At 53.1% G+C, this 26669-nt stretch carries 17 protein-coding genes and 6 pseudogenes; 17 read left to right on the top strand and 6 right to left on the bottom strand.

Features of this window, described 5'->3' with window-relative positions; genetic code table 11:
* The first annotated feature begins 164 nt into the window (after positions 1 to 164).
* Positions 165 to 683 (top strand): DinB family protein, encoded by a 519-nt coding sequence (locus ACHHV8_RS21665; RefSeq protein WP_395161472.1) that lies wholly within the window; start codon positions 165 to 167, stop codon positions 681 to 683.
* A gap of 116 nt (positions 684 to 799) precedes the next feature.
* On the opposite strand, the gene ACHHV8_RS21660 is transcribed toward ACHHV8_RS21665, so the two are convergent.
* Positions 800 to 1027, bottom strand: coding sequence for a 3-dehydroquinate dehydratase (locus ACHHV8_RS21660; protein ID WP_395161470.1), 228 nt, complete (start codon positions 1025 to 1027; stop codon positions 800 to 802).
* A 212-nt stretch (positions 1028 to 1239) separates the two neighbouring features.
* Positions 1240 to 2148, bottom strand: a complete 909-nt coding sequence (locus ACHHV8_RS21655; protein ID WP_395161468.1) for an ArsR/SmtB family transcription factor — start codon at positions 2146 to 2148, stop codon at positions 1240 to 1242.
* Between the two features lie 222 nt (positions 2149 to 2370).
* On the opposite strand from ACHHV8_RS21655, the pseudogene arfA reads away from it, so the two are divergent.
* The 9 genes and pseudogenes from arfA (at position 2371) to ACHHV8_RS21610 (ending at position 11988) form a co-directional block, all read left to right on the top strand.
* A pseudogene (arfA, locus tag ACHHV8_RS21650) lies at positions 2371 to 3881 on the top strand (arabinosylfuranosidase ArfA).
* Between the two features lie 285 nt (positions 3882 to 4166).
* Positions 4167 to 5231, top strand: a complete 1065-nt coding sequence (gene bglB, locus ACHHV8_RS21645) for a beta-galactosidase BglB (protein ID WP_395161466.1) — start codon at positions 4167 to 4169, stop codon at positions 5229 to 5231.
* A gap of 160 nt (positions 5232 to 5391) precedes the next feature.
* Positions 5392 to 8053 (top strand): annotated as a pseudogene (locus ACHHV8_RS21640) (exo-rhamnogalacturonan lyase family protein).
* A 305-nt stretch (positions 8054 to 8358) separates the two neighbouring features.
* Positions 8359 to 9024, top strand: a pseudogene (locus ACHHV8_RS21635) (amidohydrolase family protein); the annotation flags it as partial.
* Between the two features lie 76 nt (positions 9025 to 9100).
* Complete coding sequence (locus tag ACHHV8_RS21630) at positions 9101 to 9256, top strand: amidohydrolase family protein (RefSeq protein ID WP_395161464.1); 156 nt, start codon at positions 9101 to 9103, stop codon at positions 9254 to 9256.
* A gap of 27 nt (positions 9257 to 9283) precedes the next feature.
* Positions 9284 to 10386: pseudogene (locus ACHHV8_RS21625) on the top strand (lactonase family protein).
* A gap of 370 nt (positions 10387 to 10756) precedes the next feature.
* A complete protein-coding gene (locus ACHHV8_RS21620; protein WP_395161462.1) occupies positions 10757 to 11134 on the top strand; it encodes a class I SAM-dependent methyltransferase in 378 nt (125 codons plus the stop codon).
* Complete coding sequence (locus ACHHV8_RS21615; protein WP_395161460.1) at positions 11103 to 11450, top strand: hypothetical protein; 348 nt, start codon at positions 11103 to 11105, stop codon at positions 11448 to 11450. The genes ACHHV8_RS21620 and ACHHV8_RS21615 overlap by 32 nt, the downstream gene beginning before the upstream one ends.
* Positions 11437 to 11988, top strand: coding sequence for a nucleotidyltransferase family protein (locus tag ACHHV8_RS21610; RefSeq protein ID WP_395161458.1), 552 nt, complete (start codon positions 11437 to 11439; stop codon positions 11986 to 11988). The genes ACHHV8_RS21615 and ACHHV8_RS21610 overlap by 14 nt, the downstream gene beginning before the upstream one ends.
* A gap of 304 nt (positions 11989 to 12292) precedes the next feature.
* Here the strand turns inward: ACHHV8_RS21610 and ACHHV8_RS21605 are convergent, their stop codons facing one another.
* Positions 12293 to 13246 (bottom strand): AraC family transcriptional regulator, encoded by a 954-nt coding sequence (locus ACHHV8_RS21605; protein ID WP_395161456.1) that lies wholly within the window; start codon positions 13244 to 13246, stop codon positions 12293 to 12295.
* 191 nt (positions 13247 to 13437) lie between these two features.
* On the opposite strand from ACHHV8_RS21605, the gene ACHHV8_RS21600 reads away from it, so the two are divergent.
* Positions 13438 to 14430 carry an aldo/keto reductase gene (locus ACHHV8_RS21600; protein ID WP_395161454.1) on the top strand — a complete coding sequence of 331 codons (993 nt, stop codon included), beginning with the start codon at positions 13438 to 13440 and terminating at the stop codon, positions 14428 to 14430.
* Between the two features lie 122 nt (positions 14431 to 14552).
* On the opposite strand, the pseudogene ACHHV8_RS21595 reads toward ACHHV8_RS21600, so the two are convergent.
* The 3 genes and pseudogenes from ACHHV8_RS21595 to ACHHV8_RS21585 all read right to left on the bottom strand — a co-directional run bounded on the left by ACHHV8_RS21595 (position 14553) and on the right by ACHHV8_RS21585 (position 18149).
* Positions 14553 to 16278: pseudogene (locus ACHHV8_RS21595) on the bottom strand (ABC transporter ATP-binding protein).
* A gap of 172 nt (positions 16279 to 16450) precedes the next feature.
* A complete protein-coding gene (locus ACHHV8_RS21590) occupies positions 16451 to 16930 on the bottom strand; it encodes a phytanoyl-CoA dioxygenase family protein (protein WP_395161452.1) in 480 nt (159 codons plus the stop codon).
* A gap of 763 nt (positions 16931 to 17693) precedes the next feature.
* Positions 17694 to 18149 carry a MarR family winged helix-turn-helix transcriptional regulator gene (locus tag ACHHV8_RS21585; protein WP_395161450.1) on the bottom strand — a complete coding sequence of 152 codons (456 nt, stop codon included), beginning with the start codon at positions 18147 to 18149 and terminating at the stop codon, positions 17694 to 17696.
* Between the two features lie 273 nt (positions 18150 to 18422).
* On the opposite strand from ACHHV8_RS21585, the gene ACHHV8_RS21580 reads away from it, so the two are divergent.
* The 6 genes and pseudogenes from ACHHV8_RS21580 (at position 18423) to ACHHV8_RS21555 (ending at position 26669) form a co-directional block, all read left to right on the top strand.
* On the top strand, positions 18423 to 18926 hold the full coding sequence (locus ACHHV8_RS21580) for a DinB family protein (protein WP_395161448.1): 504 nt from the start codon (positions 18423 to 18425) through the stop codon (positions 18924 to 18926).
* A gap of 279 nt (positions 18927 to 19205) precedes the next feature.
* A complete protein-coding gene (locus tag ACHHV8_RS21575) occupies positions 19206 to 20168 on the top strand; it encodes a bile acid:sodium symporter family protein (protein ID WP_395161446.1) in 963 nt (320 codons plus the stop codon).
* A 319-nt stretch (positions 20169 to 20487) separates the two neighbouring features.
* Positions 20488 to 21735 carry a DUF445 domain-containing protein gene (locus tag ACHHV8_RS21570; protein WP_395161444.1) on the top strand — a complete coding sequence of 416 codons (1248 nt, stop codon included), beginning with the start codon at positions 20488 to 20490 and terminating at the stop codon, positions 21733 to 21735.
* Positions 21736 to 22257: 522 nt separating this feature from the next.
* Positions 22258 to 24588 carry a helix-turn-helix domain-containing protein gene (locus tag ACHHV8_RS21565; RefSeq protein WP_395161442.1) on the top strand — a complete coding sequence of 777 codons (2331 nt, stop codon included), beginning with the start codon at positions 22258 to 22260 and terminating at the stop codon, positions 24586 to 24588.
* 195 nt (positions 24589 to 24783) lie between these two features.
* Positions 24784 to 25752: an ABC transporter permease gene (locus tag ACHHV8_RS21560; RefSeq protein WP_395161440.1), complete on the top strand. Its 969-nt coding sequence runs from the start codon at positions 24784 to 24786 to the stop codon at positions 25750 to 25752.
* 21 nt (positions 25753 to 25773) lie between these two features.
* Positions 25774 to 26669 (top strand): annotated as a pseudogene (locus ACHHV8_RS21555) (carbohydrate ABC transporter permease).

The following is a 26669-nucleotide window of genomic DNA, read 5'->3' as shown; positions in this document are numbered from 1 at the left end:
TTGTATCTCACTCCATCAGCGGCTTTTTTTTGAATGACACGCTCGCGTTCATTGGCCTTATTGTACCTTGTCAGCCCTGCCGAATCTAGCAGGAATGGAAGGATTGCGGCCGGTGCGCCGTCGAATTGGTCAAGTATCCGATCAGGTGAAGGGAGACGATTTCGATGCAGGAAAGACCGCAGCAGGGAGATTATAACCCGTACTATGAAACGTATATTCAGAAGGTGCCGCAGGGGACCCTGCATACCTTGCTAAACCAGCAGCACGAGGAAGCTGTATCGCTGCTGCGGGCGCTGCCGGCAGAGCAGTGGGCCTACCGCTATGCGCCGGGCAAATGGTCCGTCAAACAGGTTGTCGGCCATATCGCGGATACCGAGCGGATCATGGCCTACCGGCTGCTGTGCATTGCGCGCGGCGAAACGGCCCCGCTGCCGGGCTTCGACCAGGATATTTATGTGCCGGGAGCGCCGTTCGACGACTTGACGGAAGAGGCGCTGCTGCACGAGCTGCACGTTGTCAGAAAGTCTACGCTGTCGCTGCTGGCCGGTCTTGGCGGTGAAGCAAGGCAGAGAAAAGGGACGGTAAGCGGCGGACCGATGACCCCCCTTGCTTTGGCCTGCGTGATCTTCGGCCATGAGCTGCATCATCTGGCTGTATTGAAGGAGCGTTATTTCAGCAAATAAGATTTCAGCCGTTAAGCGCCCGTTCTCCGCTGGAAACAGCAAAAAACAAATCCAGTTTCTCCGCGAAGGAAGAGGCTGGATTTGTTTTATTAGGTGTCGTTCGTTTGAGCGTGATGTTAGTAAAGCGACAAAGCGAGCGTGTCCCGTTCGTTCAACGAATGCAGAATCGCTTCGCAGCCGACGATTTCAATGCTGATCAAGGAATCGAGGCATTTTTTGACGGCCTTTCTTCCTTTCACGAGCTTGGATTCGAGGGCGGTCTTCAGTAAGTTAAATTTCTTATTCGTCTTTTCATCGGTGTAAACGGGAACTTTTTTGTTGTGAACAGTAATAAATAGTTTCATAATCAATCACCAACCTAATATTGGATATGTAAATAGGATATATTACGATTATTAAAATAACATTAAAATAGTTTTACAATTTTACTACATAATCTATTTTTTCGCTCGAAATATCCATGATTTACTAGATTTTAAGAATGTAAGAGAATGACCAGGGTCATTACCCCAAAGATTAGGTTATGAAACAGGATGCCGTCACAGCATGGTCATTGTTAAAAGTATAGCACACGCGCCGTTAAATTTTGGTTATAGTTGCCAAAATGTTTTCCGAATAACGTAAGTCCGTGGGTGTTCTTGGCATGGGCGGGGACGCCGATCTTCAGCTTGATGTCGCTCTTGTAGTCGAGACCGATGCTGTCCAGCGTTACGGAAGAAACCTTGGTCCCGTCAATAAAGCTTCCTTCCTTGTTGATCCGGATCATTTTGAGCAGGCCGTATTGGTTCAAGCTCATAGGCCACCAGTCCGGATTGAAGGTGCCTCTCACGCCGCCGAAATCGCCGGGGCTCGTCCAGAAGCCCAGCTCCTGGTCGTTGATGCAGAAATAAATGTCCGATGGCCAATTATTGCAGTAGCCCGGCGCCTCCGAGCCGATCTCCATAATGAACTGAAGCTCCTCAAACTGCTGATTCGATTTCAAATAGTTCGGAATCCGGTATTCAAAAAAGCCCTCCGTCAGCCACACAATGTCTGCGTGGATATGCTCGGGATCGGCAAAATATCTCGGGTCGTCAAACTCTCCGATAATTTTATCCCGGGTCGCCATTCCGCATGTCGGCTTGACCTCATAAGCGCTGTAATGGCCGACTTGAATGTCGACCTCGTACACATTATTTCCTTTATCTGCGTTTTTTAAATCGACGATCAGCTTCTCCTCGTTCAGGTAGCATATTTTTTGAATGCCGTGCTTGCCTACCGCCGTTTGAATTTCGATAAGCCCGCTTTCCTCCAGCTTTTTCACGTGCATCGTGATGGCGCCGTTGGTCAAGCTCATCTTCTGGGCAAGGTCATTCAGGTTCAGATGTCCGTGCTCTGCCAGCAATTCGATCATTTGCAGCCGGATGTCGGAACTAAGCGCCTTGAACAAACTCAGGCCTGATTTCAAATCTTTGATATATACCATAAAGGGAGAGACTCCTTGTTTTAATTTATTTTAAATAATTATAAAATAAAATACTTGAAAATAAAAGCGAACCCTTCAGCGATAAAGTGAATGAAAGCGGATTAATTTAGGATTGACAGCAGAAGTGGCCATCTTTTAAAATAAGGTTGGCAATAATAAAAGTTTAAATTATTTTAGTAAAATCTAAAATAAAATGAAAAGAGGAGACCAGCCGTGACGGAAATGAAGAAAGCGAAGATGGTGCTTGAGAAGGATTTTAGCGTCGGCGAGGTGAACCGGCGCATTTACGGTTCTTTTGTGGAGCATTTGGGACGGGCGGTGTACGGCGGCATTTACGAGCCGGAGCATCCTTCGGCCGATGAGCAGGGGTTTCGTCAGGATGTAATCGATCTGATCAATGAAATCGGCGTGCCGATTATCCGTTATCCGGGGGGCAACTTCGTATCCGGTTACAATTGGGAGGACGGCGTCGGACCAGGTCGAGTCCAGGCCGCGGCGGCTTGAGCTGGCTTGGCGCACGACCGAGCCCAATCACATCGGAACCAATGAATTCATGCAGTGGGCCAAACGGGTGAACAGCGAAGTCAATATGGCGATCAACCTCGGCACGCGCGGCATCGATGCGGCCCGCGATCTCGTCGAATACTGCAATCATGCGTCCGGCTCTTATTGGAGCGATCTTCGCATATCGCACGGCTATAAGGAACCTCACAATATCAAAACTTGGTGCCTCGGCAACGAGATGGACGGCCCTTGGCAAATCGGCCATAAAACGGCGGATGAATACGGCCGCATCGCCCAGGAAGCGGCGAAGGTCATGAAGTGGGTCGATCCTTCCATTGAGCTGGTCGCCTGCGGAAGCTCGAACCGCGGCATGGCTACGTATGCGGAATGGGAAGCGACGGTGCTGGATCATACATACAATCATGTGGAATACTTGTCGCTGCACACGTATTACGGGAACCGGGATAACAATATCGAGAACTTTTTGGCGAGATCGCTCGATATGGATGCTTTTATTCGCGAGGTCACGGCAATTTGCGATTATATTAAAGCGAAGAAGCGCTCGAAGAAAACGATGTACCTGTCGTTCGATGAATGGAACGTTTGGTATCATTCCAACGAGGCGGACCGCAAGCTGGAGTCGTGAACCATTGCGCCGCCGCAGCTCGAGGATGTGTATACGTTCGAGGATGCGCTGCTGGTCGGCAGCATGCTGATTACGCTGCTCCGGCATTCGGACCAGGGTGAAGATCGCCTGCATGGCGCAGCTCGTCAACGTCATCGCTCCGATCATGACAAGCAACGGCGGCGGCGCGTGGCGCCAGAGCATTTTCTACCCTTATATGCACACCTCCGTTTATGGCAGAGGGGTGGCGCTCAACCCGATCATTTCTTCGCCGAAGTACGATAGCAAGGATTTCACCGACGTGCCTTATCTCGAATCGATCGCGGTATATAACGAGGAGCAGGAGGAGCTGACCGTCTTTGCTGTCAACAAGGACACGACAGGTCCGCTTCAGCTGGACTGCGACGTGAGGGGCTTTGCGGGCTATAAGGTTATTGAGCATCTGGTACTGGAAAATGAGGATGTGAAGGCGGCCAACACCGAGCGGCAGCCGGACCGCGTCGTACCGCATAACCGCGGAAATGCCGAAATCCGCGACGGTCTTGTACAAGCGCTGCTGCCGAAGCTGTCCTGGAACGTGATTCGTTTGAAAAAGCTCTCTTAATAGAGAGCGGCATAGAAGGCTGGAAAGCTGCGAAAAAGAGACACAAGCTGGTTTTGTGTCTCTTTTTTTGCAATCCTGCGTCAATTCAAAAGAAAACGGTTGAAAACAAAAATAAATAAAGGTATCGTATAAGGTGTAAACTTTTCCCTTTTTATAATTCATCATAAAGCGGGAGGATCGCATGGCAGGCGGGCACAGTCATGAAAACGCTTGCCAGACCGCTGTCTGCAGATTTATCCTTTACCCGCAATCCATCTTAATCCCGAATCAAGGAGTGTGTAAGTGATGCAGCAATCGAATCAAAAGGTAACTTCCCCGGACACGGCGGAGCTGCTGGAAAAAGTATTTCAGCGCCTGATCTCCGCCAATAAAGACAATGCCAACGATCATATGGATTTTGACGTATGGGAATGGCCGCTCGGCGTCGCATTGTACGGCTTGTTCAAATATACCCGTTTTACGGGCAAGCAGGAATATACGGACTTTTTGATCGACTGGTATGACCGTCATTTGGAGGAAGGGCTGCCTCCGAAGAACGTCAATTCCGTCGCTCCGCTGCTGGCGCTGATACATCTGTACGAGCAGACGAAGAACGAGAACTATTTGGCGGTATGCACCGAATGGGCGGAATGGGTGATGCACGATATGCCGCGTACCGAGGAAGGCGGGCTCCAGCATATTACAATTATTGACGATAATGAGGAGCAGCTGTGGGATGACACCTTGTTCATGACAGTGCTGTTTCTTGCCAAAATGGGCAAGGTTACAGGCAATCAGGCCTATGTGGATGAATCCGTATATCAATTTTTGCTGCACATCAAATATTTGCACGATCCCGAGACCGGGTTATGGTTCCATGGCTGGAGCTTTATCGGCAGACACCACTTCGGACGTACGCTGTGGGCCCGCGGCAACTGCTGGTTCACTGCCGGTGTGGTCGAGTTTCTGGAAATTTCGGAGCTGGAGGGTCCGGTCAAGCGTTACTTGCTTGAGGCGCTGAAAGCGCAGGCCGTCTCGCTTGTAAAGCTGCAGGAATCCGACGGCATGTGGCACACCATTCTGACCGATCCCGCCTCTTACACGGAAGCGTCGGCCACAGCCGGATTCGGTTACGGTCTGCTGAAGGCGGTTCGTCAAGGCTACCTGGGCGAGGAATACCGCGATACGGCGGAAAAAGCGGTCCAAGCCGTCATCCGCAATATTGCAGAGGACGGTACCGTCCTGCAGGTTTCGTACGGGACAGCTATCGGCATGAACGACGAGCATTATTTGAATATCCCGATCTGCCCGACGGCCTACGGACAAGCGCTGGCTATTATGCTGTTGACCGAAACGCTGGCAGGGAAATAGAATAGGCTCATTGCGGAAATTAAGCTTAAGGAGGCCGCTGAAAAAGAGCGGAGCGTGCAGGTGATTTGCGAACGCAACAATACACTTGTCGGCTGCCTCAAGCTTACGCAGGTTTACGCGAGCTTACGCAAGGCATTCGGCGAAAGAGGGGATAAGGGACATGAGCGGTGAGACGGAAGCAGGCGGGATTCGGCTGCATTGGCTTGAGACGAAAGAGAAGTCGGCCGGTCTTCCTGCAGGAGTGACCTGGGGAGTTCCATGGACGGAAGGAGCCTTGAGCCGAGAGGATACGTTCCAGCTTCTTGATGAGCATGGAACGAGTATTCCCGTTCAAAGCTGGCCTACGGCTTATTGGCCTGACGGCTCCGTGAAGTGGTCGGCGCATGCGGCCTCCATCGCGGAGGAACGCGCCGTAAGCCTCGAGCTGCGGAAGAACGGCCAAGCGGGCATCGCACTTCGAAAGAACGGCCAAACGGACGCCTTGCAGCCTGCTGAGGAAGCTTCTGACGAGGCGGCCGGTGCTCGTGTGACGGCAGTGGATCACGGCGACCGGATAGAAGTGGCGGCAGGCCCGATCCGGTGCGTGCTGAACAAGCGGGGGACGTCGTTTATCCAGGCTTTATACCGCGAAGAGGCGCTGGTCTGCTCAGGCGGACAGCTTCGCTGCATCGTGGAAGAACGGCACAAAACCTCGGGGCAGCGTTCCATCAAGGAGCATGACTACATCAGCGAGCTGACGAAGGCGGTGATCGAGCAGGACGGCCCAGTTCCGCGCCGTCGTCCGGCTTGAAGGGCGGCATAAGCTGACGTCCGGCGTCCGCGAGTGGCTGCCGTTTACGCTGCGGCTCTACTTTTATGCAGGACAGCATCAGATCCGGGCGGTGCATACGTTTGTATACGACGGCAACCCTCATATGGATTTCATCAAAGGAATCGGGATGACATTCGATGTGCCGATGCAGGGGCCTCTGTATAACCGGCATTACCGTTTCGCCGGAGATACCGGGTTGTTCAGCGAATCTCCGAAGCATTTGAGAACTACACGCACGACAGGCAAGTATGAAGAGCTGTTCCGCCGGCAGACGGCGGGAGAGTTCATTGCTTTCGATCCGGAGGAAGACGCTCGTTTTCTCGGCCTGATCGAGGAATCCGCTGTGTGGGACAGCGCGAAGCTTGTCCAGCAGTCGTCGGATTCCTACACGATTTCGAAACGGACGCAGGAGGGCTGTGCCTGGATTCGAGCTGCCGTAGGCTGCCGGTCCCAGGGGCTTGCGTACGCCGGAGCGGAGCAGGGCGGCCTGGCGGCAGGCATCCGGTATTTCTGGCAAAAGCATCCGTCCTCGCTTGAGCTGAACGGCTTATCCGGGGAGACGGCGTCGATGACGCTCTGGTTCTGGTCGCCGGATGCGCAGGCGATGGATCTGCGTCATTACGATACCGCTACGCATCTGCAGTCGGCCTATGAAGGCTTTGACGAGATGCGCAGTACGCCGTATGGCATCGCCAATACGAGCGAGCTGTCGCTCTGGTGCTGCGACAAGACGCCGAGTCATGCTGCGCTGCAGGCCTATGCCGAGGAGGCGCAGTCGCCGTCCCTGCTTGTGTGCGAGCCGGAGCATTACCACAGGACGAAAGCGTTCGGCGTGTGGAGCCTCCCGGACCGCGGCTCGCTCGTCAAGGTTGCCGTCGAGGATCAGCTCGATGCGGCAATCGCTTTTTACCGTGAGGAGATCGAGCAGCGCCGATGGTACGGCTTCTGGGATTACGGCGACGTGATGCACACCTATGATCCGGTGCGGCATACATGGCGCTACGATATCGGCGGCTTTGCGTGGCAAAATACCGAGCTCGTGCCGAACATGTGGCTGTGGCTTATGTTTCTCCGTTCCGGCCGCGCCGATATTTTCCGCATGGCGGAGGCCATGACCCGGCATACGAGCGAGGTGGACGTGTATCATTTCGGGGAATATGCGGGCCTGGGCTCGCGGCATAACGTCGTCCATTGGGGCTGCGGCTGCAAGGAAGCGCGGATCGGCATGGCGGGACTGCACCGGTATTACTATTACCTGACAGCCGACGAGCGGATCGGGGACATCATGGATGAGGTGGTCGATGCCGATTACACCACAGTGCATCTGGACCCGATGCGGTACTATTTCCCTAAGGACGAGTATCCGACCCATGCCCGGGTAGGACCGGATTGGGCGGCCTTCTCCTCGAACTGGATGACCCGCTGGGAGCGGAGGGAGGATACGGCTTACCGCGACAAGCTGCTCGCCGGGATCGAATCGCTGAAGGCGATGCCGAACCGGATGCGCAATCTCGCGGTGCACGGCTACGATCCGAAGACCGGGCGCCTTTACGATATGGGCAACAATGCAGGAGGACACTTGGCGATATGCATGGGCGGGCCTCAGGTTTGGATGGAGCTGTCGCTTATGCTGAAGGACGAGTCATGGGACGAAATGCTGGCCGAAATCGGCGCCTTCTATAACCTGCCGCGGGAGCAGAAGGAGCAGCTGCTGGTCGGTGATATGCCGAGCGGCGGGTATGCATGGCCGATGTTCTCCACCGGCATTGCGGCCTATGCCTCGCGGAGATACGAAGACCCGGCGCTGGCTCGGCAGGCGTGGACGATTCTGCTGAAAGACGCAGGGATGGGAGATTTGAAGCTGGCCAGCGACCGAATTTCCGTGCTGGAGGATGAGTATATCAGGGAGCTTCACGAAATTCCGTGGATTTCGACCAATACGGCTTCCCAGTGGTGCTTGAACGCGATTGTGTGCCTTGAGCTGATCGGCGATTCGCTGGTGGACTCTTAATCTATTCCTTATAACAATGCGAGAAACCGGCTGGCGGTAATGCAGGCCGGTTTATTTTAATTTTATCATGCACGATGGAAAATGACATTTTACCGGCTGTTGAGCTGTTTAACTCCCTCCAGCCAGGTGTTAATACCAAGTGAACGGGATTCCGGTCATACGAATTGCAATCGCTGTCAGCGGTCGGAGCCCCGATCTATTCCCTTCCCTGCTCAAACGATAGGGCTGGGATTGGACAAGAAAGTGACCTGACGGCAAGCGTACTGACATTCTCTTGAAGGTTGTGAATCCCGTTCAGCTGTATTATGATTTGCTATAGAGTTATTTTGCAATATATGTCAATGGAGGATGAGGGGAACACGCCGATGAGAATTGATGCGCATCAGCATTATTGGAATTTGGAGCGGGGGGATTACGGCTGGTTGAGTCCGGACGTCCCGGTGTTGTACCGGAATTATTTGCCGGCAGATTTGGAAGCGCACCTGCAGGCGCATGGCATTCAGAAGACCGTTGTCGTTCAAGCGGAAGCTTCGGTGGCGGAGACGGATTACATGCTGAGCCTGTGCGAGCGTACGGATACGATCGCCGGTGTCGTAGGGTGGCTGGATCTGGAAAGCGCAGGCTGCCGGGAGGATTATGCAAGGCTTCGCCATAACCGTTTTTTCAAAGGCATCCGCATCATGCTCCAGGATATCGACATGGAATACGCTTTTCGTCCGGCCGTATTGGAAGCGCTGCGATTTTTGGAGAAGGAACAGTTTCCCGTGGACATACTAATCAAGTCCCATCAGGTCGAAGATACATACAAGCTGCTGGAGCGGGTACCGAATTTGCGCGCGGTGATCGATCATATCGCCAAGCCGGCGATCTCGCGCAGCGAGCAAGAGCCTTGGACTACGCACATGGCGCGGATCGCCAAAGATTTTCCCGGCGTATACTGCAAGCTGTCGGGGATGGTAACGGAAGCGGATCACGAGAAGTGGCGCGAAGAGCAGTTTCTCCCTTATGTTCATCACATTGTAGAGCATTTTCGGACCGAAACGGGTTATGTACGGAAGCGATTGGCCTGTCTGTCTGCTGGCCGCCGAATATTCGGAGGTGTATACCCTGCTTCAACACACGCTTCCCCAAGGTTTAAGCGAGGCGGAGCTTGAAGACGTATTCGGGAACAATGCGGCTGAATTTTATCGGCTGGAAGTATAGAACTTACCAAGGGAGGTATCCGAAGCTATGAGCATGAACGACGAGAGCAGCCGGTTTGTCTGGATGTACGCAGGAGCCTACACGCATAAAAGCGACGCGGGCATTACCTTGTTCCGCCTTAATGAGGAGACAGGGGAGGCCGAGCGGGTGCATACGGTGCAAGACATTGCGAACGCCTCGTATTTGGCGGCAAGCGCCCGCCACCCGAGATTGTACGCGGTTAGCGAGGTGCAGGAAACGAACGGGCAGCTCGGCGGAGAAATCGTCAGCTACGAGACGGATCCTGCGACAGGAAGCTTGAAGGAATTGGACAGGCAGCTTACCCGCGGCAAGGACCCTGCTATGTCAGCTTGGAGGAGAGCGGCCAGCCGGCGCTGCTGCTTGTCACCAATTATTCCAGCGGCAATATCAGCGCCTTTGCGCTCAGCGGCGCAGGCGATTTGTCTGAGCCGGCTCAGCAGGTTATCGCTCATGAAGGAGGAAGCCAGGCAACCCAGCGGCAGCTGGAAGCGCACACGCATTCAGTCGTGCTGCACCCGGCAGGGACCTATGCGGTGGTGTCCGACTTGGGCAAGGATAAGCTGTTCGTCTACCGTCTGGATGCGGACCGCAAGCAGCTGATTCTTCATAGCGAGACGGATACCGCTAAGGGAGCGGGGCCGCGCCATTTCGTCTTTCATCCAAGCAAGCCTTACGCTTACGGGATCAACGAGCTGGACAATACGATCACGGCGTATGCCTTTGACGAAAGCGCGGGCCGCTTGACGGTGCTTGGCTCGGTTCCGACCCTTCCGCCGGAGTTCAAGGGCGAGAATACGAGCGCAGACCTGCATCTGGATCCGTCCGGCCAGTTTATTTACGGCTCGAACCGGGGGCACGACAGTATCGTGACCTATCGGATCGATGCGGACTCCGGCGCGCTGACTTATGTGGAGCATACATCCACGCATGGCAAAACTCCGCGCAATTTTGCGATCGCGCCGGGCGGAAAGCTGCTGATTGCAGCGAATCAGCAGACGGATACGATAGAAGTATTTCACCGGGATCCGGACAGCGGGAAGCTGACACATGATCCGGGCCGGTTCATCTCCGTGTCGGAGCCGGTCTGCATTCTTTTCGCCTCCATGTAACGATAGCCGCCCAGCGGCAGCTTGGTTCAGCGATGGAAATACCGATATTCGGTATTTCGAGCTTGGTCGAGAAACCCTGAAATAGTGATACTTCGGTGGGGTATCCTCCTCCAGCCGCTGTTGAAATCCGTGAATTGGATTAGATTTGAAGGTATTTTCACGAATTTCAAAGGCGGACGTAAACTAAGCGTTTTTCGAAGAAAAACGGGCTTCGTAAGCTTAGATACCCCACCTGCGTTTGCACGTTGTTCACTTAGTGAGGGGTGTCTCGACAGCCTGGAAATACCGATATCCGGTATTTCCATTTTTTGTATTATATGATACATTGAAGAATGCTGTCATTAGATCCATTTATTACGGGAGAGAATGCATGGGAATGGAATGGTACGACCGCATCGCGCTGCGCAACGGCGGCTATCAAAGCAACGCCGTCTTTACCGTGGAAGGCTTATCGGCCGAAACGGTTTTTGAAGAGCGGCTGATTCGAATGCTGCCTGCGTTCGGCTCCGTACTGGACGCAGGCTGCGGACATGGCGAGTTTACGCTCAACATGTCCCGCTATGCGAAGAAGCTTACCGGCTTCGATAATTCAGCGGAGCTGCTGAGGATCGCGCGGAGCTTGCATCAGGAGGCCGGCGCTCCCGGCCAAGTGGAGTTTGTATATGCAACGACGAAGACGGAGCTGCCTTTTAGCGACAACGCGTTCGACCTGATCTATGACCGGCGAGGTCCAGACGTCCATCATTGACCATATCCGCATTCTTCAGCCGGGCGGAACGATTTTTGGCATCCATACGGATGTATCCGCAGTCAAGGAACGGCTGGCACGCAGTGGGTACACAAACATTGAGATCGAGGAATTTAACGAGGCGGTAACCTGCTTTCCGGATGAAGCCGAATTCGCCAAGTTTATTTCCTCCACCCCGGGTAATCCCGACTATACATTGCCGGAGTGGAGCGCACAGCTGCAGGAGCGGATCGCGGCAAGCTATATTAATGGCAGGTTGGCTCTAAGAGAGCATAAATACATTTGGAAGGCGAGGAAGCCGGTTGATCGGGTATGAGAAGCGTTTTGAAGAAATGATCCTCTCCCATCGGGGGATGATGGACGATCTGAGGTTGATCCGGCAAACGGAGCTGCCTGGAGCTTATGTCGCCGCAGGCTATGTCCGCAATTACATATGGGACCGGCTGCATGGCTACACGGAGCGGACGCCGTTGAACGACATTGATGTCATTTATTACGACCGCTCGCGGCTGGACGAAGATTACGAGAAGCAGGTGGAGAGGCAGCTTTGCGAAGCGACGGGGTGCTCCCTCTGGTCCGTTAAAAATCAGGCACGCATGCACGTGCAAAACGGCGATCCGCCTTACAGCTCGGTCGAGCATGAGATAAGCTTTTGGCCGGAAACGGTTACCGCCGTCGCCATACGTTTAGAATCGGACGACCGGCTCGCATGGCTGTGCCCGTACGGTTTGAGCGATTTGTTCGAGCTGAGGGTGCGGCGCAGTCCGTTATTTTCCGACGAGGCTTATTACCGAGCAAGAGTTGAGGGGAAGAACTGGAGAGCCTCGTGGCCCCGTCTGCACATCGAATTGTAAATAATTAATAAAACAACAAAACCTGGACCGCTGGAAGTTAGCTCTCATACCGAAAAATAATTTCGCCGAACGGCAGTATGATATCGAAGCGCAATATACGGGAAGCAATTCTATTGAAAGCGTAGCTTTAGTTTATAGAATTGATACCAAAGAGAAGCTTTCGGGGAAAGTGATAAAGCCTGATGCCAAGGTAGTTGTTTCCAAGCTTGATGCTAACGAAAAGGTTACATTTACTGATTTGTCCTTTCCAAACGATACGCCGATTCAAGTCTTCGGACTGCCTTTCATTTATAATCCGATTCCTCTAAAGCACGCTTTGAATTCCTCTATCAGCAGGAGCTTCCTCTCTTACCCTCTGATCATATTTTTCCCTTAAATGCTTTATATCTTGTCTTGGCGGAAATCCGAACATACGAGAATATTCGCGGCTGAATTGGGATGCGCTCTCGTAACCGACGCGGAACGCCACATCGGCGGCATCCGTCGACTCAGTTAATAGCAGGCGCCGAGCCTCCTGCAATCGCAGCTGTTTTTGAAACTGAATGGGACTCATGGCGGTGACCTGTTTGAAATGCCGGTGGAACGTAGAAATACTCATCCTTGCTATTTCGGCAAGCTCCTCGATCCGCAGCGGCTTATCGCAGTGATGAATAATTTGCTCGATAGCCTCTCTGATGCGGTAAGTGCTGCTTTCTTCCATTGCGATTTGCGCCAGCGCCGCTCCATACGGTCCTTGAAGAAGTCTGTATACAATTTCTTTCGTATAAATGGGAGCAAGGAAGGGAATGTCTTCAGGGCAATCCAGCAGTTGAGCTAAGCGGAGCAGCGCATTCAGTATAGACGGCTCTATTGGACCGATAAACATAGCTCGCTTCGTATGCTCTTGCGCGCGGATTCGAATGTCGGCGTCTTTTAGAACCTCTAATATTTGGTTTTGCGTAAATTCCAGCTTGAAGCTCAGATACGGGGCGTCAGAGGAAGCTTTGATCACCTGGCCCGTCACAGGCAGGTCCATGGATGAAATCAGATAGTCGGCAGGGCCGTATTCAAACCGCTCCTGCGCCAGCCATACCTCCTTCAAGCCTTGGGCGATGAAGCATAAGGAAGGCTTGTAAACCCGATAAACCCGGTCCGTCACCTGAGAGTGGCGAATAAAGAATAAAGGCGCGATAGCCGTTTGGTTAACTCCGGTTTGAAAGGAATGACGCTCAATCAGCTTGGCGAGCGCTTCCCGCTGTTTGTATACTTGTTCGGACATAAAATATGCTCCTCCTTGTTCCCTCAGCTCCGGTAGTTCCATCATAATGCATTTGCATCCGCAGCGTAAGTGGATGTGAGAGGATTAGGCAATCATTTGCGAGGATCAGGATAACATTCGCTTGTTCATTTGCCGGATAATGAGGATGGCACAAGCAATAAATGAAATAGGATGCGAAAGGAAGATCCTTTATGCAAAAGCGTAAATTAGGGAAAAGCGGCCTTGAAGTTTCGGCAATAGGGTTAGGCTGCATGGGAATGAGCCAGAGCTTTGGTCCGCTGCCGGACAAGAATGATGCGATTTATCTGATCCATGCGGCGGTTGAGCGGGGCGTTAATTTTTTTGACACGGCTGAGGTTTACGGGCAGGCACACCATAACGAGGAGCTGGTAGGCGAAGCGCTTGCCCCGTTTAAGGGAAAAGTGGTTATCGCCACTAAATTCGGCATACAAACTGTGAACGGCAAGCAGGTGCTTGACAGCAAGCCGGAGGTCATTCGAAGATCTATTGAAGGCTCGCTCCGGCGGCTTCGGATTGAAACGATTGACTTGTACTACCAGCATCGTGTAGATCCCCAAGTACCGATTGAAGAAGTGGCCGGGGTCATCCAAGATCTGATAAAGGAAGGCAAGATCAGACATTGGGGACTATCCGAGGCAGGGGTGGAGACGGTTCGCCGCGCTCATGCGGTGCAGCCGCTCGCGGCAGTCGAAAGTGAATATTCCATGATGTGGAGAAGCCCTGAGCAGGAGCTGCTGCCTGTTCTCGAGGAGCTGGGCATCAGCTTGGTTCCGTTTGCTCCCCTTGGGAAGGGCTTCCTTACCGGAACCATCGATAAAAATGCAAAATTCGGCAGCGACGACTTCCGCAGCAAGCAGCCCCGCTTTCAATCGGAAAATCTTGAAGCCAATCAGGCTCTGGTCGAGCTGATCAAGCAGGCCGCTGCAGAGAAACAGGCGACCCCTGCTCAAATAGCGCTCGCGTGGGTGCTGGCTCAGAAGCCATGGATCGTTCCGATTCCCGGTACGCGTAAGCTGGAACGCCTGAAAGAAAATATCGGAGCCGCTGATATTGAGATGACTCAGGAGGAACTAACCGATTTGAACGCCGCGCTCTCGCGGATCGAGATTGTGGGAGATCGTTATCCTGCTGGATCGGATTATTCGAAAAGGGCCGGCAAATAAGCGAAGGAAGCTGTCTGAGCGGCCCAATACAGCTGTCTATAAAACAATCCGATGGATGCTCCTATAACGGTGCATCCATCGGATTGTGATGTCTTGCCTTGCTCCTAGGAGCTGCGCTTATTTTATACGGCGCTGCCGCCGAATTGGGCGTGATGCAGGCGGCTGTAGATACCGCCGGCGGCGACAAGCTCCTGATGGCGGCCCTGCTCCGCCACGCCGTTCTCATTGACGACCACGATGCGATCGGCGTTTTTGATAGTCGCCAGACGGTGGGCAATGACAAGCGTCGTCCGGCCGACGGACAGCTCGGACAGCGATTGCTGGATCGCGGCTTCCGTCTCGGTGTCGAGCGCCGAGGTCGCCTCGTCGAGAATGAGGATCGGCGGATTTTTCAGGAACATCCGCGCAATGGCGAGCCGCTGCTTCTGCCCGCCCGACAGCTTGACGCCGCGCTCGCCGATAATCGTATCCATGCCATCGGGCAGCTTATGGATGACATCCTCCAGCCGCGCGCGTCTCGCGGCTGCCCAGATCTCTTCGGGCGTCGCGTCGAGCTTGCCGTAGGCGATATTTTCGCGGATCGTGCCCGAGAACAGGAACACGTCCTGCTGTACAATCCCGATCTGCTTGCGCAGCGACTTCAGCGTCATCTGCCGGATGTCGATGCCGTCAATCGTGATGCTGCCGCCGCTGATTTCATAGAAGCGGGGGAGCAGCGAGCAAATCGTCGTTTTGCCCGCGCCGGAAGAGTCCGACGAAAGCAACCGTTTCACCGGCCTGGATCGACAGGTCGATGCCTTTTAATATTTGCCGATCCTGCTCATAGCCGAAAGATACCTGGTTGAACCGGATGTTTCCATTCAGATGCGCGACCTCAACGGCATCCGGCGCATCGGCCACGTCCGGCTCCGTATCCAAAATTTCAACATATCTTTTGAAGCCGGCAATCCCTTTCGGATAGCTTTCGATGACGGCGTTTATTTTCTCAATCGGACGGAAGAAGACGTTGGTCAGCAGCAAAAAGCCGATAAATTCGCCATACGTCAGCTCGTTGTGGATCACGAACCAGGTGCCGCAGATCATGACGAACATGGAGACGAAACGCATCATCATATAAGTGATGGATAAGCTTTTGGCCATAATTTTGTAGGCGAGCAGCTTCGTGGCGCGGAACTGGCGGTTGTTGACAGCGAACAGCTGCTTCTCGTACTCCTCGTTGGCGAAGGCTTGAACGACGCGGATGCCGCCGACGTTATCCTCGACACGGGTATTGAAGTTCGCAACGTCCCCGAACAAACGCCGGTAGGTTACCGTCATTTTACGGCTGAAGTAGTAAGCGAGCCAAGCCATGACGGGGATCACGAGGAAGGTCAGCACGGCAAGCTTCACATTGATGAAGGCCATCAGAATGAAGGAACCGGCAAGCGTCATCACCGCGATAAAAATATCTTCCGGTCCATGGTGGGCGACCTCGCCGATTTCATTCAAGTCGTTCGTAATGCGTGCGATCAGGTGACCGGTTTTGTTATTGTCAAAAAAACGGAACGACAGCTTCTGGATGTGCTCGAACAGTTTTTTGCGCATATCCGTTTCGATATTGATGCCGAGCATATGCCCCCAGTACGTGACGATATACTGCAGTGCCATATTGAGCACATAGACGGCAAGAAGCCCGATGCAGGCCCAAAGGATCAGGCCCCAGTCTTTACCCGGCAGCAGCTTGTCGACAAATTGATTGACTGCGAGCGGGAAGCCGAGCTCCAGCAGTCCGGCTATGACCGCGCAGGAAAAATCCAGAAGAAACAGCCCCCTATAAGGCCGGTAATACGAGAAAAAGCGTCGTAGCATAGAATTAATCACTCATTTCTTGTTCATTTCGGTTGGTTTACTTTTTCTACAGTCTGGACGCATATCCTTTATTTAGGGTACGAGTGTATCAGCAAAAAAAGCACCTGATCCCCTAAACGGATGGCATCAGGCGCCCGTTCGATCATGGCAAAGCATGGCAAAGCGGAGGACGTCAGCCTTCCGCGTGCTCCGGCAGCTCCTTCATCCAATCGTCAAGCGTAGCGACCTTCCCGGGGAATTGCGCGCTTCTGGCCAAAAAGCCCGCACCATGCTGGGGCATCGGATCCTGATCGGTTGGCTGGTAGCGGAGGTCTACGCTCCATCGTACGGTCTCGGGCCGGTTCGGCGTGGACATATGAATGCAGCGGTCGTTGAATAAGATGGCCGAGCCTGCCTTCACAGGAAGGGCCACCGTCGGGGCGGGGCCGAGCTGATGCTCGGATAAGGCGGTATAGCCGGTTCCCGTGACCGTTTCACGGTGCCATTCCAGCACCCTTTGCCGGTGCGTACGCGGCTTGATGTGCAGGCAGCCGTTCTCTTCGGTAGCGTCAACCAGCGGAATCCAGACGGTAATGACCGGGTTGGCGGAAGCGTCAGGCCAGTACGATTTATCCTGATGCCAAGGGACCGCTCCTGCAGCGACGCGCGGCACCTTGGGCCGGACGTTGTAGACGGGGTTGGCAAACAGCTCGGGCCGATCAACGACTCAACGGCATCGAGAATTTTCGGATGGCTCATCAGCTTGAAATAACCGGGAATCCGGTCTCTCCAGCTGCGGCCGTATTTCAAAAAATCGGCGTCGGTCAGATGGCGGAACAGCTCCGCCAGCCGGTTAGGGAACGGCCTGTGCTCGAGCTTATCCCGGATCAATCCTTCTGCCAGCAGCTCCTCCGCAATCCGGGATACCTTCTCCTCCATAGCCTCCTTCGCCGGCTCCAGATCGGCCTGGTTCAAAAGCTCCGGCAGGACAAGATATCCTTCCTCTTCGTAAAAAGCCGACTGCTCGGCAGTCAAGCTTCCCGTACGTTTCATTGGCTCTTCGGATGGCATCGCTTCATCCCGCCCTCTAATTGGATTGGAATCGTTCCGACTCTCTATTCATTATAAGAAGGACGGGGAGGTTTGTAGTACCGCAAAGCTTGTCGTAACTCGACCGGCCGCCGCGCTGCGTGCAGTGCGAGCCTGCGATTCGCACGCGTTGAAACGGGGCAGCGGCAGCCGGCGGCGTCCAGGTTTGATAACGATTTCAAGCAGGTGTAATTTTTTGCTGCAGCTCATTCAAATGGCTGCATGTCAGGAAGGGAGGAACGCAGTCACGGATCCGGGTACGACAGAGGTTCCTTGCTCGAATAAGAAACGAAGGATGTTAACAGCATCGTAAGCCGTAGAGCACAGGGACAACGGCAGCGATAGGCTTATTTGGTCGGCTCGTTTCTTTGATTGTACACCGTGACCACATGAGCTACCTGCTTCAGCTGTTGATTCCACGCCTCCAGCTGCTCATCGGATACATCCTCGAAAATAATACGCGCTTCGCTGGCGAAATGCTCCCGAATGGCTACCAGCGTTTCTTTGCCGTGCGGGGTGAGCCCGACATAAATAATGCGCCGGTCTTCTTCCGAGCGAACCCGCTCTACGATGTTCTGACGCTCAAGCTTGTCTACCAGACTGGTCGCGGCCCCTAATGTAATGCCCAGGTAGTCGGCGATGTCGTTCATTTTCATTGTTTTATGCTCAAGTTGAAAAATGATGGCGATCGATGAGTTGCTGTATTGATTATCGGCATTCATCACTTGGAATGTCAGCTTCAGCTGGCGGTTCAGATCCAGCAGGCTTCGCCAGAGTGAAGCCGCTTCTTGTTCTCTGCTCATGTTTCATTCTCCTATACAATAGACATGAAGTGATGTTATTTTACTACATTAACTCCCAAATTAACATCACTGTTCCTGAAAAAAAACTTATAATAACGAGGTTCCCGGCCGGATGAAGTCCGCCTGCTACAGGTTATACTATGCTGGCTGGGATTTGCCTCGTATGGAAAATATTTTGTAAATGAGGCGCTTCGGCAGGAAACGATCTGCAAAATGGCGAATCCAAATCATGGAAGCTGACAATGGATTTGAATTCCGGGAGGGAATGACGAGATGTTCCGTACGATTGATGAGTTTGTAGCGACATGGCAGCATGAGAGCAGCTCAACGCAAAAAATATTGGATGCATTGACGGACGCATCCCTGCAGCAGCCCGTATCCCCTGAGGACCGCACCTTGGGAAGAATTGCATGGCACATCGTTACCACGCTTCACGAGATGCTGTCCCGTACAGGGCTTATCTTTGAGGCCGTCGAGGATGAAAGCGGCGTTCCTGCTGGCGCGAAGGAAATCGCCGACAGCTACCGCAAGGCCAGCCAGGCTTTGGTTGCAGCCATGCGGGAGCAGTGGACCGATGCTTCGCTGCTCGAAACGAAGGATATGTATGGGGAGCAGTGGCCCATTCACACGACATTGTCGATTCTGGTAGCCCATCAGACGCACCACCGCGGGCAAATCACGGTACTGATGCGTCAGGCCGGACTTCGGGTTCCCGGCGTATACGGGCCGTCCCGCGAGGAATGGAGCGAATTCGGCATGACGGCGCCTACGATTTAAACCCAGGTGCGACAGATTTCGATAAAAAAATCAGACCGCCTCTTTTTGCCGCATGGCGCGCAGAAAGAGGCGGATTTTTGTATTTAGGCGGCAGAAGTTTTCCAAACATGGTTCTACAGCTACCGGAAGTATGATACAATAGATATATCGAGTAATGCACACGTTAACAATGAGGTCGAGCTTGGTTACTCCCTCCTTGTCTAATTAAAATCCGGCTTTCTGCATTTATTACGAGTCATTGTAAACGCTTGCTTAAATCAACGGAGAAGAGGTTGCCTCATGTTAAACCGGTTGAACAAAACCTTGGAAAAGGTGCTTCCATTCCTCACGCCCGCGGCAATCGTGGTAGGCTTGCTGTGCGCTTCGTGGCTGCATTCCCTCAGTTTTCTGGTACAGTGGATTTTCGCGGTCATGACCTTTGCGGGCAGTATCGGCTCCAACTTCAAGGACCTGCGCAAGGTGATGATGCATCCGCTGCCGATTATCGCCACCTTCGTCATTCTGCATCTGCTTATGCCGCTGCTCGGCTGGGGGGCAGGGTCGCTGTTTTTTCCGGGCGACGATTTGACGCAGACCGGCTTCGTTCTGCTGTTCGCCATTCCTACCGGCGTGGTCAGCCTGGTATGGGTCACGATTTATGGAGGGAATGTCGCGCTGACGCTGGCCCTTATTTTGCTGGATACGCTCTTGTCGCCGTTCATCGTCCCGCTAAGTCTGTCGCTGATGGTAGGAGCCAAGGTGCAGCTGGACAGCTGGGGGCTGATGCAGGGGCTGTTCTGGATGGTCGTTCTTCCTTCCATTATCGGTATGCTCCTTAACCAATACACGAAAGGCAGAATTAAAACCGTATGGGGACCGCGGCTCGCCCCCTTTACGAAAATCGGTTTGTTCGTCGTCGTATCGATCAACAGCTCTGTCGTTGCGCCTTATTTGAAGCAGGTTAATTTCAAGCTGGTCACGATTATTATCGTCGCCCTTGTCTGTGCGGCCGTCGGTTACGTGCTCGGCTGGGTTGCATCGAGGATGATGGGATGGGAAAGGGATGTGACGGTGGCGCTGACCTTCAATTCCGGCATGCGTAATCTAAGCGCAGGGGCTGTGCTCGCCATCAGCTTCTTCCCTCCGCCTGTAGCGCTGCCTGTTATTGCAGGGATGCTGTTCCAGCAGCTGCTTGCCGCAGCCTACGGCGTCAACCTGGAGAAGAAATACAGGGTGAAAAGCCAAACCAATCAGGCGGCTTAGGCTGGGCTCGACGGCCTAAGCCTGGGCCGCTTGAGCTGCACCATCCAGCGCCTGCTGCACGCTTGGCGAAGTAAGCGCCCCGTCCAGCCCGGCTTTCGTCCGTCGTTATTGTGCTATGACACCGCCTCCTTAACCAAATTAGCCTAAATGCTCTGTACTCATTTTATACTAGTTTATTCCAAGATACGGGCAGCCGCTGTCACAGCTGCTCGACAAAAATCTTGCTTTTATTTGATTTTCGCCCCCTAATATGTTCTATAATAGAGACATTAGAACCGAGCCAAATTTCGGATGGCTGCAGACAGAGGAGATTAGGGCAGTGAGCGGAAATTCAAAACATACGGCTACCGTTTCCCTTGGGGTAATGGCGGCAGGATTTATCGGTACCTTATTTGTGGAGGGCACCCCTTGGGTGCGGTTTATTCAAAGCGGCTTTGAAGCGGGGCTTGTCGGCGGTTTGGCCGATTGGTTCGCAGTGACGGCTTTATTCCGTCATCCGCTTGGCATTCCGATTCCGCATACGGCGCTTTTGCCGAAGAATCGGGAGAAGGTATCCAAGGCGCTGGTGACGACGATTCAGGAAGATTTGCTGAGCAAGCGGAGTATTACGGACAAGCTGGCCCAGCTGCCTTTGGCGGCCAAGCTGCTCCGTGGAGCGGAAGAGCAGCTTGCCTCTGACAGTGCGCAGAAAGGAATCGCTGCACTAAGCGATTATGTTATTCGTCAAATCCCGCTTGAGAAGGTCGCGGCATTCGCCGAGCGGGAGCTGAGGAAGCTGATCGAAAGCGTAGAAATGCGCAATGTGCTGGAACAGGCGTTGGAGCAGGTGTACGCCAGACAATACGATGAGAAAGCATTTGACTTTGTGCTCGATCTGGCTCAGCAGCTTGTAGCGAAGGACGAAATTCGGGACCGGATGGGACAGATGGCTGCTCAAGCGTTAACCGGCTTGAATACGAACGGCCTGATGCAATTTGCGCTGAATGCGTTTGTCGGGTTTTTCAATGAGGAGAAGCTGGGGAACCTTATTCAGCAGTTTATGCTGTCGGGCATCGAAGGCTTGAGACAGGAGGACAACGCGAATCGCCAAGCGGTCATGCGGACGGTTCGCCACTGGCTGAACCAGCCGGAGCATAGAGAGCGCATGTCCGCCGAGCTGGAGGGCTGGAAGGAGCAGCTGCTGGCAAGCTGGAAGTTGGAGGAGCGGCTGCTCGGACTGCTGCAGCGCGTGCAAGAGCAGGCGCTGGTCTGGGTGAACGAGGAACGTTTTGCGAAAGAGACCGTGCTTCCGTTCTTGTCCGGTCTGTTCCGCAGAATTGAGGAAGACCCCGAGTTGCTCAATAAGCTGGAGCTTGGGCTGCGGGAGCAGATCGTGCGCTGGATCGAGGCCAATCATCACAAGCTCGGCGCCCTGATTAAGGAAAATATCGACCGGTTCGACGATGAGACGCTTATTTCCTTGATGGAAGACAAGGTAGGGAAAGATTTGCAGTGGATTCGGGTCAACGGAGCCATCTGCGGTTTTCTGATCGGATTGGTGCTGGCCGGAATCAAGCTGCTGGCCTGACAAGGCCGAAGAGCGGAGCTTGATCTAGCGTTAGGATCACGGATTTCAAAGGCGGACGTAAACTAAGCGTTTTCGGAGAAAAACGGGCTTCGTAAGCTTAGATACCCAACCTGCGTCGAGGCGACTGAAAAACTAGCGGAGAGTGCGGAATCGTTCTGTAGAAGCGAATGCGTTCGCCTTTGTCCTTGGATTTCAACCGTTACAAGCGGTATATAATCAAAGAAATCCAGGGACAACAGCGATCGGAAGAATGTTCCGTACTAGGAGCGATACCTTTTTCAGTGGCCTCCCTGCGTCTGTGCTCCTTTTTTACTTAAGGTTTCTCGACAGCCTGAGGCTCTCCTGCCGGAGAGCCTTTTTTGTGTCCCAATTAGCCGTCCCCCCATTCCCTCCTCGCGCACAAACGCATACAGTTCTGTACTTCAACCTCTACAACAGACAAAATACGACATTATCTAACGTTGTTGCCCTAAAGGAAGTCATTTACAATGGTATCAAGCTTCAGTGTTGGGGGGAACCGATATGTGGAGTAGGAAACCGGGCAAAACGAGCGGGCATGGCTTTTTTGTGCGTCTGCTGGTGCCGAATATGCTGCTGCTGCTCGTGGCGCTTACCATCGGATATGTCTTTTATAACAAAACGCTGGTAGAAATGGAGAAGGAAGTGACGACCGCCAATCTGCATCTGCTTCAGCAGACCGGAGACATCCTGGACCGGAGGCTGGCTGAAGTATCGGCCATTGCGCTGCAGCTGGCTAACGATACGAGAATTATGCAGCTGACCACGGTGACCAAGCCCTTTGAGGGGGCGAATACGTTCCGGGTGCTGGATACCCGCAAAAGCATTTATAATTTCAGCTTATCGAACAATTTTATTTTCAGTTATTTTATCGTATACAAGAACAGCGAGCTGGTCCTGGCGGAGAGCTCGACCTATCTGCTGCCGCAGTTTCAGTCTTACTTTTCATATAATCGTCTCGACTCCCAAGCCTGGCGCAGCTTGTTTATCGGGGATGATTACCAGCGCAGGGTGCTGCCGGCACAGGACGTGACGGTGAACGGGACTCCTTATTCGCTGCTGACCTATATCCAATCCTTGGGCTATCCGGGCTATCCGCAGGGAGCGATCGCGATTACGGTGGACAACCGTGAGATTCAGAAGCTGCTGGGCGGGCTGGATCTGTCCGGCGGCGGCTGGGCGTACATCATTAACGAAGCCGGCGAGGTGGTCAGCTCGATATCTGCGCCCGGATCACAGATGCACTGGATCGACCGAAGCAGCCTGGCGGGCAAGCGCGGAAGCATGCTGCAGGAGATCGGCGGAGAAAAGATGATGGTGACGTATACGACGTCCCAATATAACGGTTGGACTTATCTGGTTGCCCAGCCGGCTTATGTTGTGCTCAAAAAAGTGCTTTATATCAAAAAAATGACGTTTGCCATGGCGTTCGTCTTTTTGGCAGTCGGCCTGCTGCTCTCCTATTTCCTCGCCTACCGGAACAGCCGTCCGCTGAAAAGCATCATGGAGACGATCATCGAGCGGACGAACGGGGAAGGCTATAACGGCTCTGACGGCTTCCATTATATCCGCAGCGCGGTATCCCGGCTTCTCGACAACAACGAGGAGCTGCAGCAAAAGATGGAGAAGCAGGCGCCGCTGCTGCAGGCCGCGCTGATGGAGCGGCTGCTCAAGGGCGAATTTGTGACGCAGAATGATATGCCCGTATTGATGCAGCATGTCGGCATTGATATGCAAGGGGATTATTTTATGGCCGCGATCATTCAATTAAGAGGCTATGACAAAGGACTGGACCGCGACGAACTGGAGAAGCTCGCGATCAAGCGGGTGATGGTCAAAGACATTGTGCGCGACGAGATCGGACGCAGGGTACGGTGGCACGATGTGGCCGAGGATCAGATCGCTCTCGTGTTTGCGTTGAACGCGGCGGGAAGTCCGGACCACCGGCAGGCTTATATCGACGAGCTGATAGGCGATGTGGGGGATGTCATCCGCTCCCGGCTCGATATGACGGTACGGTTCGGCCTGGGCGGCATGTACGACGGGCTGCTGGATGTTTCGCGCTCGTACGAGGAAGCGAAGCGGGCCTTGGAATATTTGGCTTGGCGGAATATGAACGGCATGATGCGCTTTGAAGATTTGCCGAAGGAAAGCAGCGGCTATTATTATCCGTCCGATTTGGAGCAGCGGCTCGGCAATTTGGCGAAGGCAGGCGAGCAGGGGGCGGTATCTGGCCTGCTGGAAGAGCTGTACCGGGTTAATTTTGAGGAACGGCATCTGACGGTACCGATGCTGAGGCTGTTCAAGAACGAGATGTGGGGCACGATTATCAAGCTGCTCCCGCAGGTAGGGATTGAGGAGGATACGGTATTGGAGCTGATGAGACAGTCCGGCGATCCTTCCTCTCTGGAAGGACTGGAGAAAAATTACCGCGCGCTTGAGGCTGTGTATTCGAAAATATGCGAATATGTCCATGATCATAAAAAAAGCCAGAACCAGGAGCTGCTGGAGCGGATCGTCGGGCTGCTTCATGAAGAATACGGCCAACATGAGCTGTGCCTTGATTCCGTCGCGGAGCGGATGAATATTTCCAAGGGATACCTGTCCCAGTTTTTTAAGGAGCAGAAAGGGGTCAATTTCTCCGATTACCTGGAGCAGCTGCGCATGGAGCAGGCCAAGGATCTGCTGGCTCATACGGATATGGCCGTATACGAGATTGCGAGCCATGTCGGCTACAGCTCCTCCAATACGTTCTGCCGGGCATTCAAGCGGATCCATGCGGTGAGCACAACGGAATACCGCCGTTTAAACGCTAAATTGAAAGCGCATTCTTAATGATTGCACATTGGAATCGCAATTGCACATCCGGTTTCTGAAGGCGTGCACACAAAGCTGCACGCTTTCACATTTACGGGAATATCGCCGCCGGGTTATCGTTAGCTGCATAAGCTTTTGAAGAAAGGAGGCAAGCAGGGTTGTTGAGGGTTATTCCTGAGGAATAGCCAAGCCAGAGCTAAAGGAGGTGACCATTTGGAAGCGCTTAAACAAACGGCAGGCATCGAATCCAAAGCAGCAGCAAGAGTGAGCAGTCCGTCACCGCTCAAAAAAATCCGCAAAGTATGGCGGCTCTACGTGCTTATAGCTCTGCCGCTTCTGTACATTATTATTTTTAAGTACGTTCCGATGTATGGCGCCCAAATCGCCTTTAAGGATTTTGTCGTCACCAAGGGGATCACGGGCAGCGAGTGGGCCGGGTTTAAATATTTTATCCGGTTTTTCCATTCGTACGATTTCGGCAGGCTGATGATCAATACCATCGTGCTCAGCGTCTACAGCCTGGTCGCCGGCTTTCCGTTTCCGATTATTTTGGCGCTCAGTCTCAATTATGTGAAGAACGAGTTTTTCAAAAAATCGGTGCAAATGATCACTTATGCGCCACACTTCATCTCTGTGGTGGTCATGGTCGGCATTATTCTGGAGCTGCTGGATCCGAGAAACGGAATTGTCAATACGATTATTAAAGGCTTGGGCTTTGAGCCGATCAGCTTTATGGGAACGCCGGAGCTGTTCAAGTCCATTTACGTCTGGTCAGGCATATGGCAGAGCGTAGGCTTCTCCTGTATCATCTATTTGGCGGCTCTCGCCAGCATCGATCCCTCCCTGCATGAAGCGGCGGTCGTCGACGGGGCGAATAAGCTTCAGCGGATGTGGCATATCGATATCCCCGGCATTATGCCCATCGCCATCATTATGCTGATTATGAACACAGGGCATATGCTGGACGTCGGCTTTGAGAAGGTGCTCTTGATGCAGAACCCTCTGAATTTGAGGACGTCCGAGGTTATCGATACGTACGTGTACAAGGTCGGTTTAGCGTCGCAGGCAATGAATTATTCGTATTCCTCCGCCATTGGCTTGTTTAAATCGGTGATCAATCTGATTCTGCTGTTGATGGTGAACAAAATCGCTCAAAAGACGAAGCAGGCCAGCCTATGGTAACGGAACGGGAAGGAGCGCGCCATGGAGCACTCGACAATTAAAGAAACGAGAATGGACCGGCTGTTTACCATAGGCAACTATGTCATTCTCTCCTTATTTCTTATTACGATTCTGTACCCGCTCATTTATATTACAAGCGCATCGATCAGCAGCTCGGAGGCGGTCATCTCGGGCCGTGTATGGCTGTGGCCGGTGCAGCCGACGCTGATGGGGTACGAAGCGGTTTTTAAGCACAAGCTAATTGTAAGCGGATTCATGAATTCGATTTACTTCACCGTAGTGGGGCACTCATTAATGTAGTCATGACGATTCTGGCGGCGTACCCGTTGTCGCGGAAAGATTTTTTCGGCAAAAATACGTTCATGTTTCTGTTCGTCTTCACCATGATGTTCTCCGGCGGCTTGATTCCGACCTATCTGCTGGTCAAAGATCTGGGGATGCTGAACACCACTTGGTCAATGGTGCTGCCGGGCGCCTTGGGGGTCTGGAATATGATCATCACCCGTACGTATTTCCAGACGACAATTCCCGACGAGCTGCTGGAAGCTTCCCAGCTGGACGGCTGTAACGATTTCCAATTTGTGATGAAAATTGTGCTGCCGCTTTCCGGCCCGATTATCGCGGTCATCACTTTGTTCTATGCCGTCGGTCACTGGAACTCCTTCTTCAATGCGCTGATTTATTTGAAGAGCCAGAAGCTTTTTCCGCTGCAGCTGGTGCTTCGGGATATTCTCGTCCAGAACGATGTGGACATGAACATGCTTGTGGATGTGCAGGAAGCGGCGAAACGAGAAGGGCTTCGCGAACTGTTGAAATACTCCCTGATTATCGTCGCAACGCTGCCGCTAATGATTGTATATCCGTTCGTCCAAAAATATTTTGTCAAAGGGATTATGATCGGATCCTTAAAAGGATAA

The organism is Paenibacillus sp. TAB_01 (assembly GCF_043945595.1).
Lineage (GTDB): Bacteria > Bacillota > Bacilli > Paenibacillales > NBRC-103111 > Paenibacillus_S.
This window is presented reverse-complemented; position numbering and strand designations above follow the sequence as displayed.

What these genes read in the sequence shown, in the direction of transcription:
- ACHHV8_RS21630 (WP_395161464.1), top strand. Translation starts at nt 9,101, where the DNA reads ATGTACGGAAGCGATTGGCCTGTCTGTCTGCTGGCCGCCGAATATTCG.
- ACHHV8_RS21615 (WP_395161460.1), top strand. Translation starts at nt 11,103, where the DNA reads ATGACCGGCGAGGTCCAGACGTCCATCATTGACCATATCCGCATTCTT.
- ACHHV8_RS21585 (WP_395161450.1), bottom strand. Translation starts at nt 18,149, where the DNA reads ATGAGCAGAGAACAAGAAGCGGCTTCACTCTGGCGAAGCCTGCTGGAT.
- bglB (WP_395161466.1), top strand. Translation starts at nt 4,167, where the DNA reads ATGCAGCAATCGAATCAAAAGGTAACTTCCCCGGACACGGCGGAGCTG.
- ACHHV8_RS21660 (WP_395161470.1), bottom strand. Translation starts at nt 1,027, where the DNA reads ATGAAACTATTTATTACTGTTCACAACAAAAAAGTTCCCGTTTACACC.
- ACHHV8_RS21665 (WP_395161472.1), top strand. Translation starts at nt 165, where the DNA reads ATGCAGGAAAGACCGCAGCAGGGAGATTATAACCCGTACTATGAAACG.
- ACHHV8_RS21655 (WP_395161468.1), bottom strand. Translation starts at nt 2,148, where the DNA reads ATGGTATATATCAAAGATTTGAAATCAGGCCTGAGTTTGTTCAAGGCG.
- ACHHV8_RS21580 (WP_395161448.1), top strand. Translation starts at nt 18,423, where the DNA reads ATGTTCCGTACGATTGATGAGTTTGTAGCGACATGGCAGCATGAGAGC.
- ACHHV8_RS21600 (WP_395161454.1), top strand. Translation starts at nt 13,438, where the DNA reads ATGCAAAAGCGTAAATTAGGGAAAAGCGGCCTTGAAGTTTCGGCAATA.
- ACHHV8_RS21620 (WP_395161462.1), top strand. Translation starts at nt 10,757, where the DNA reads ATGGGAATGGAATGGTACGACCGCATCGCGCTGCGCAACGGCGGCTAT.
- ACHHV8_RS21575 (WP_395161446.1), top strand. Translation starts at nt 19,206, where the DNA reads ATGTTAAACCGGTTGAACAAAACCTTGGAAAAGGTGCTTCCATTCCTC.
- ACHHV8_RS21565 (WP_395161442.1), top strand. Translation starts at nt 22,258, where the DNA reads ATGTGGAGTAGGAAACCGGGCAAAACGAGCGGGCATGGCTTTTTTGTG.
- ACHHV8_RS21605 (WP_395161456.1), bottom strand. Translation starts at nt 13,246, where the DNA reads ATGTCCGAACAAGTATACAAACAGCGGGAAGCGCTCGCCAAGCTGATT.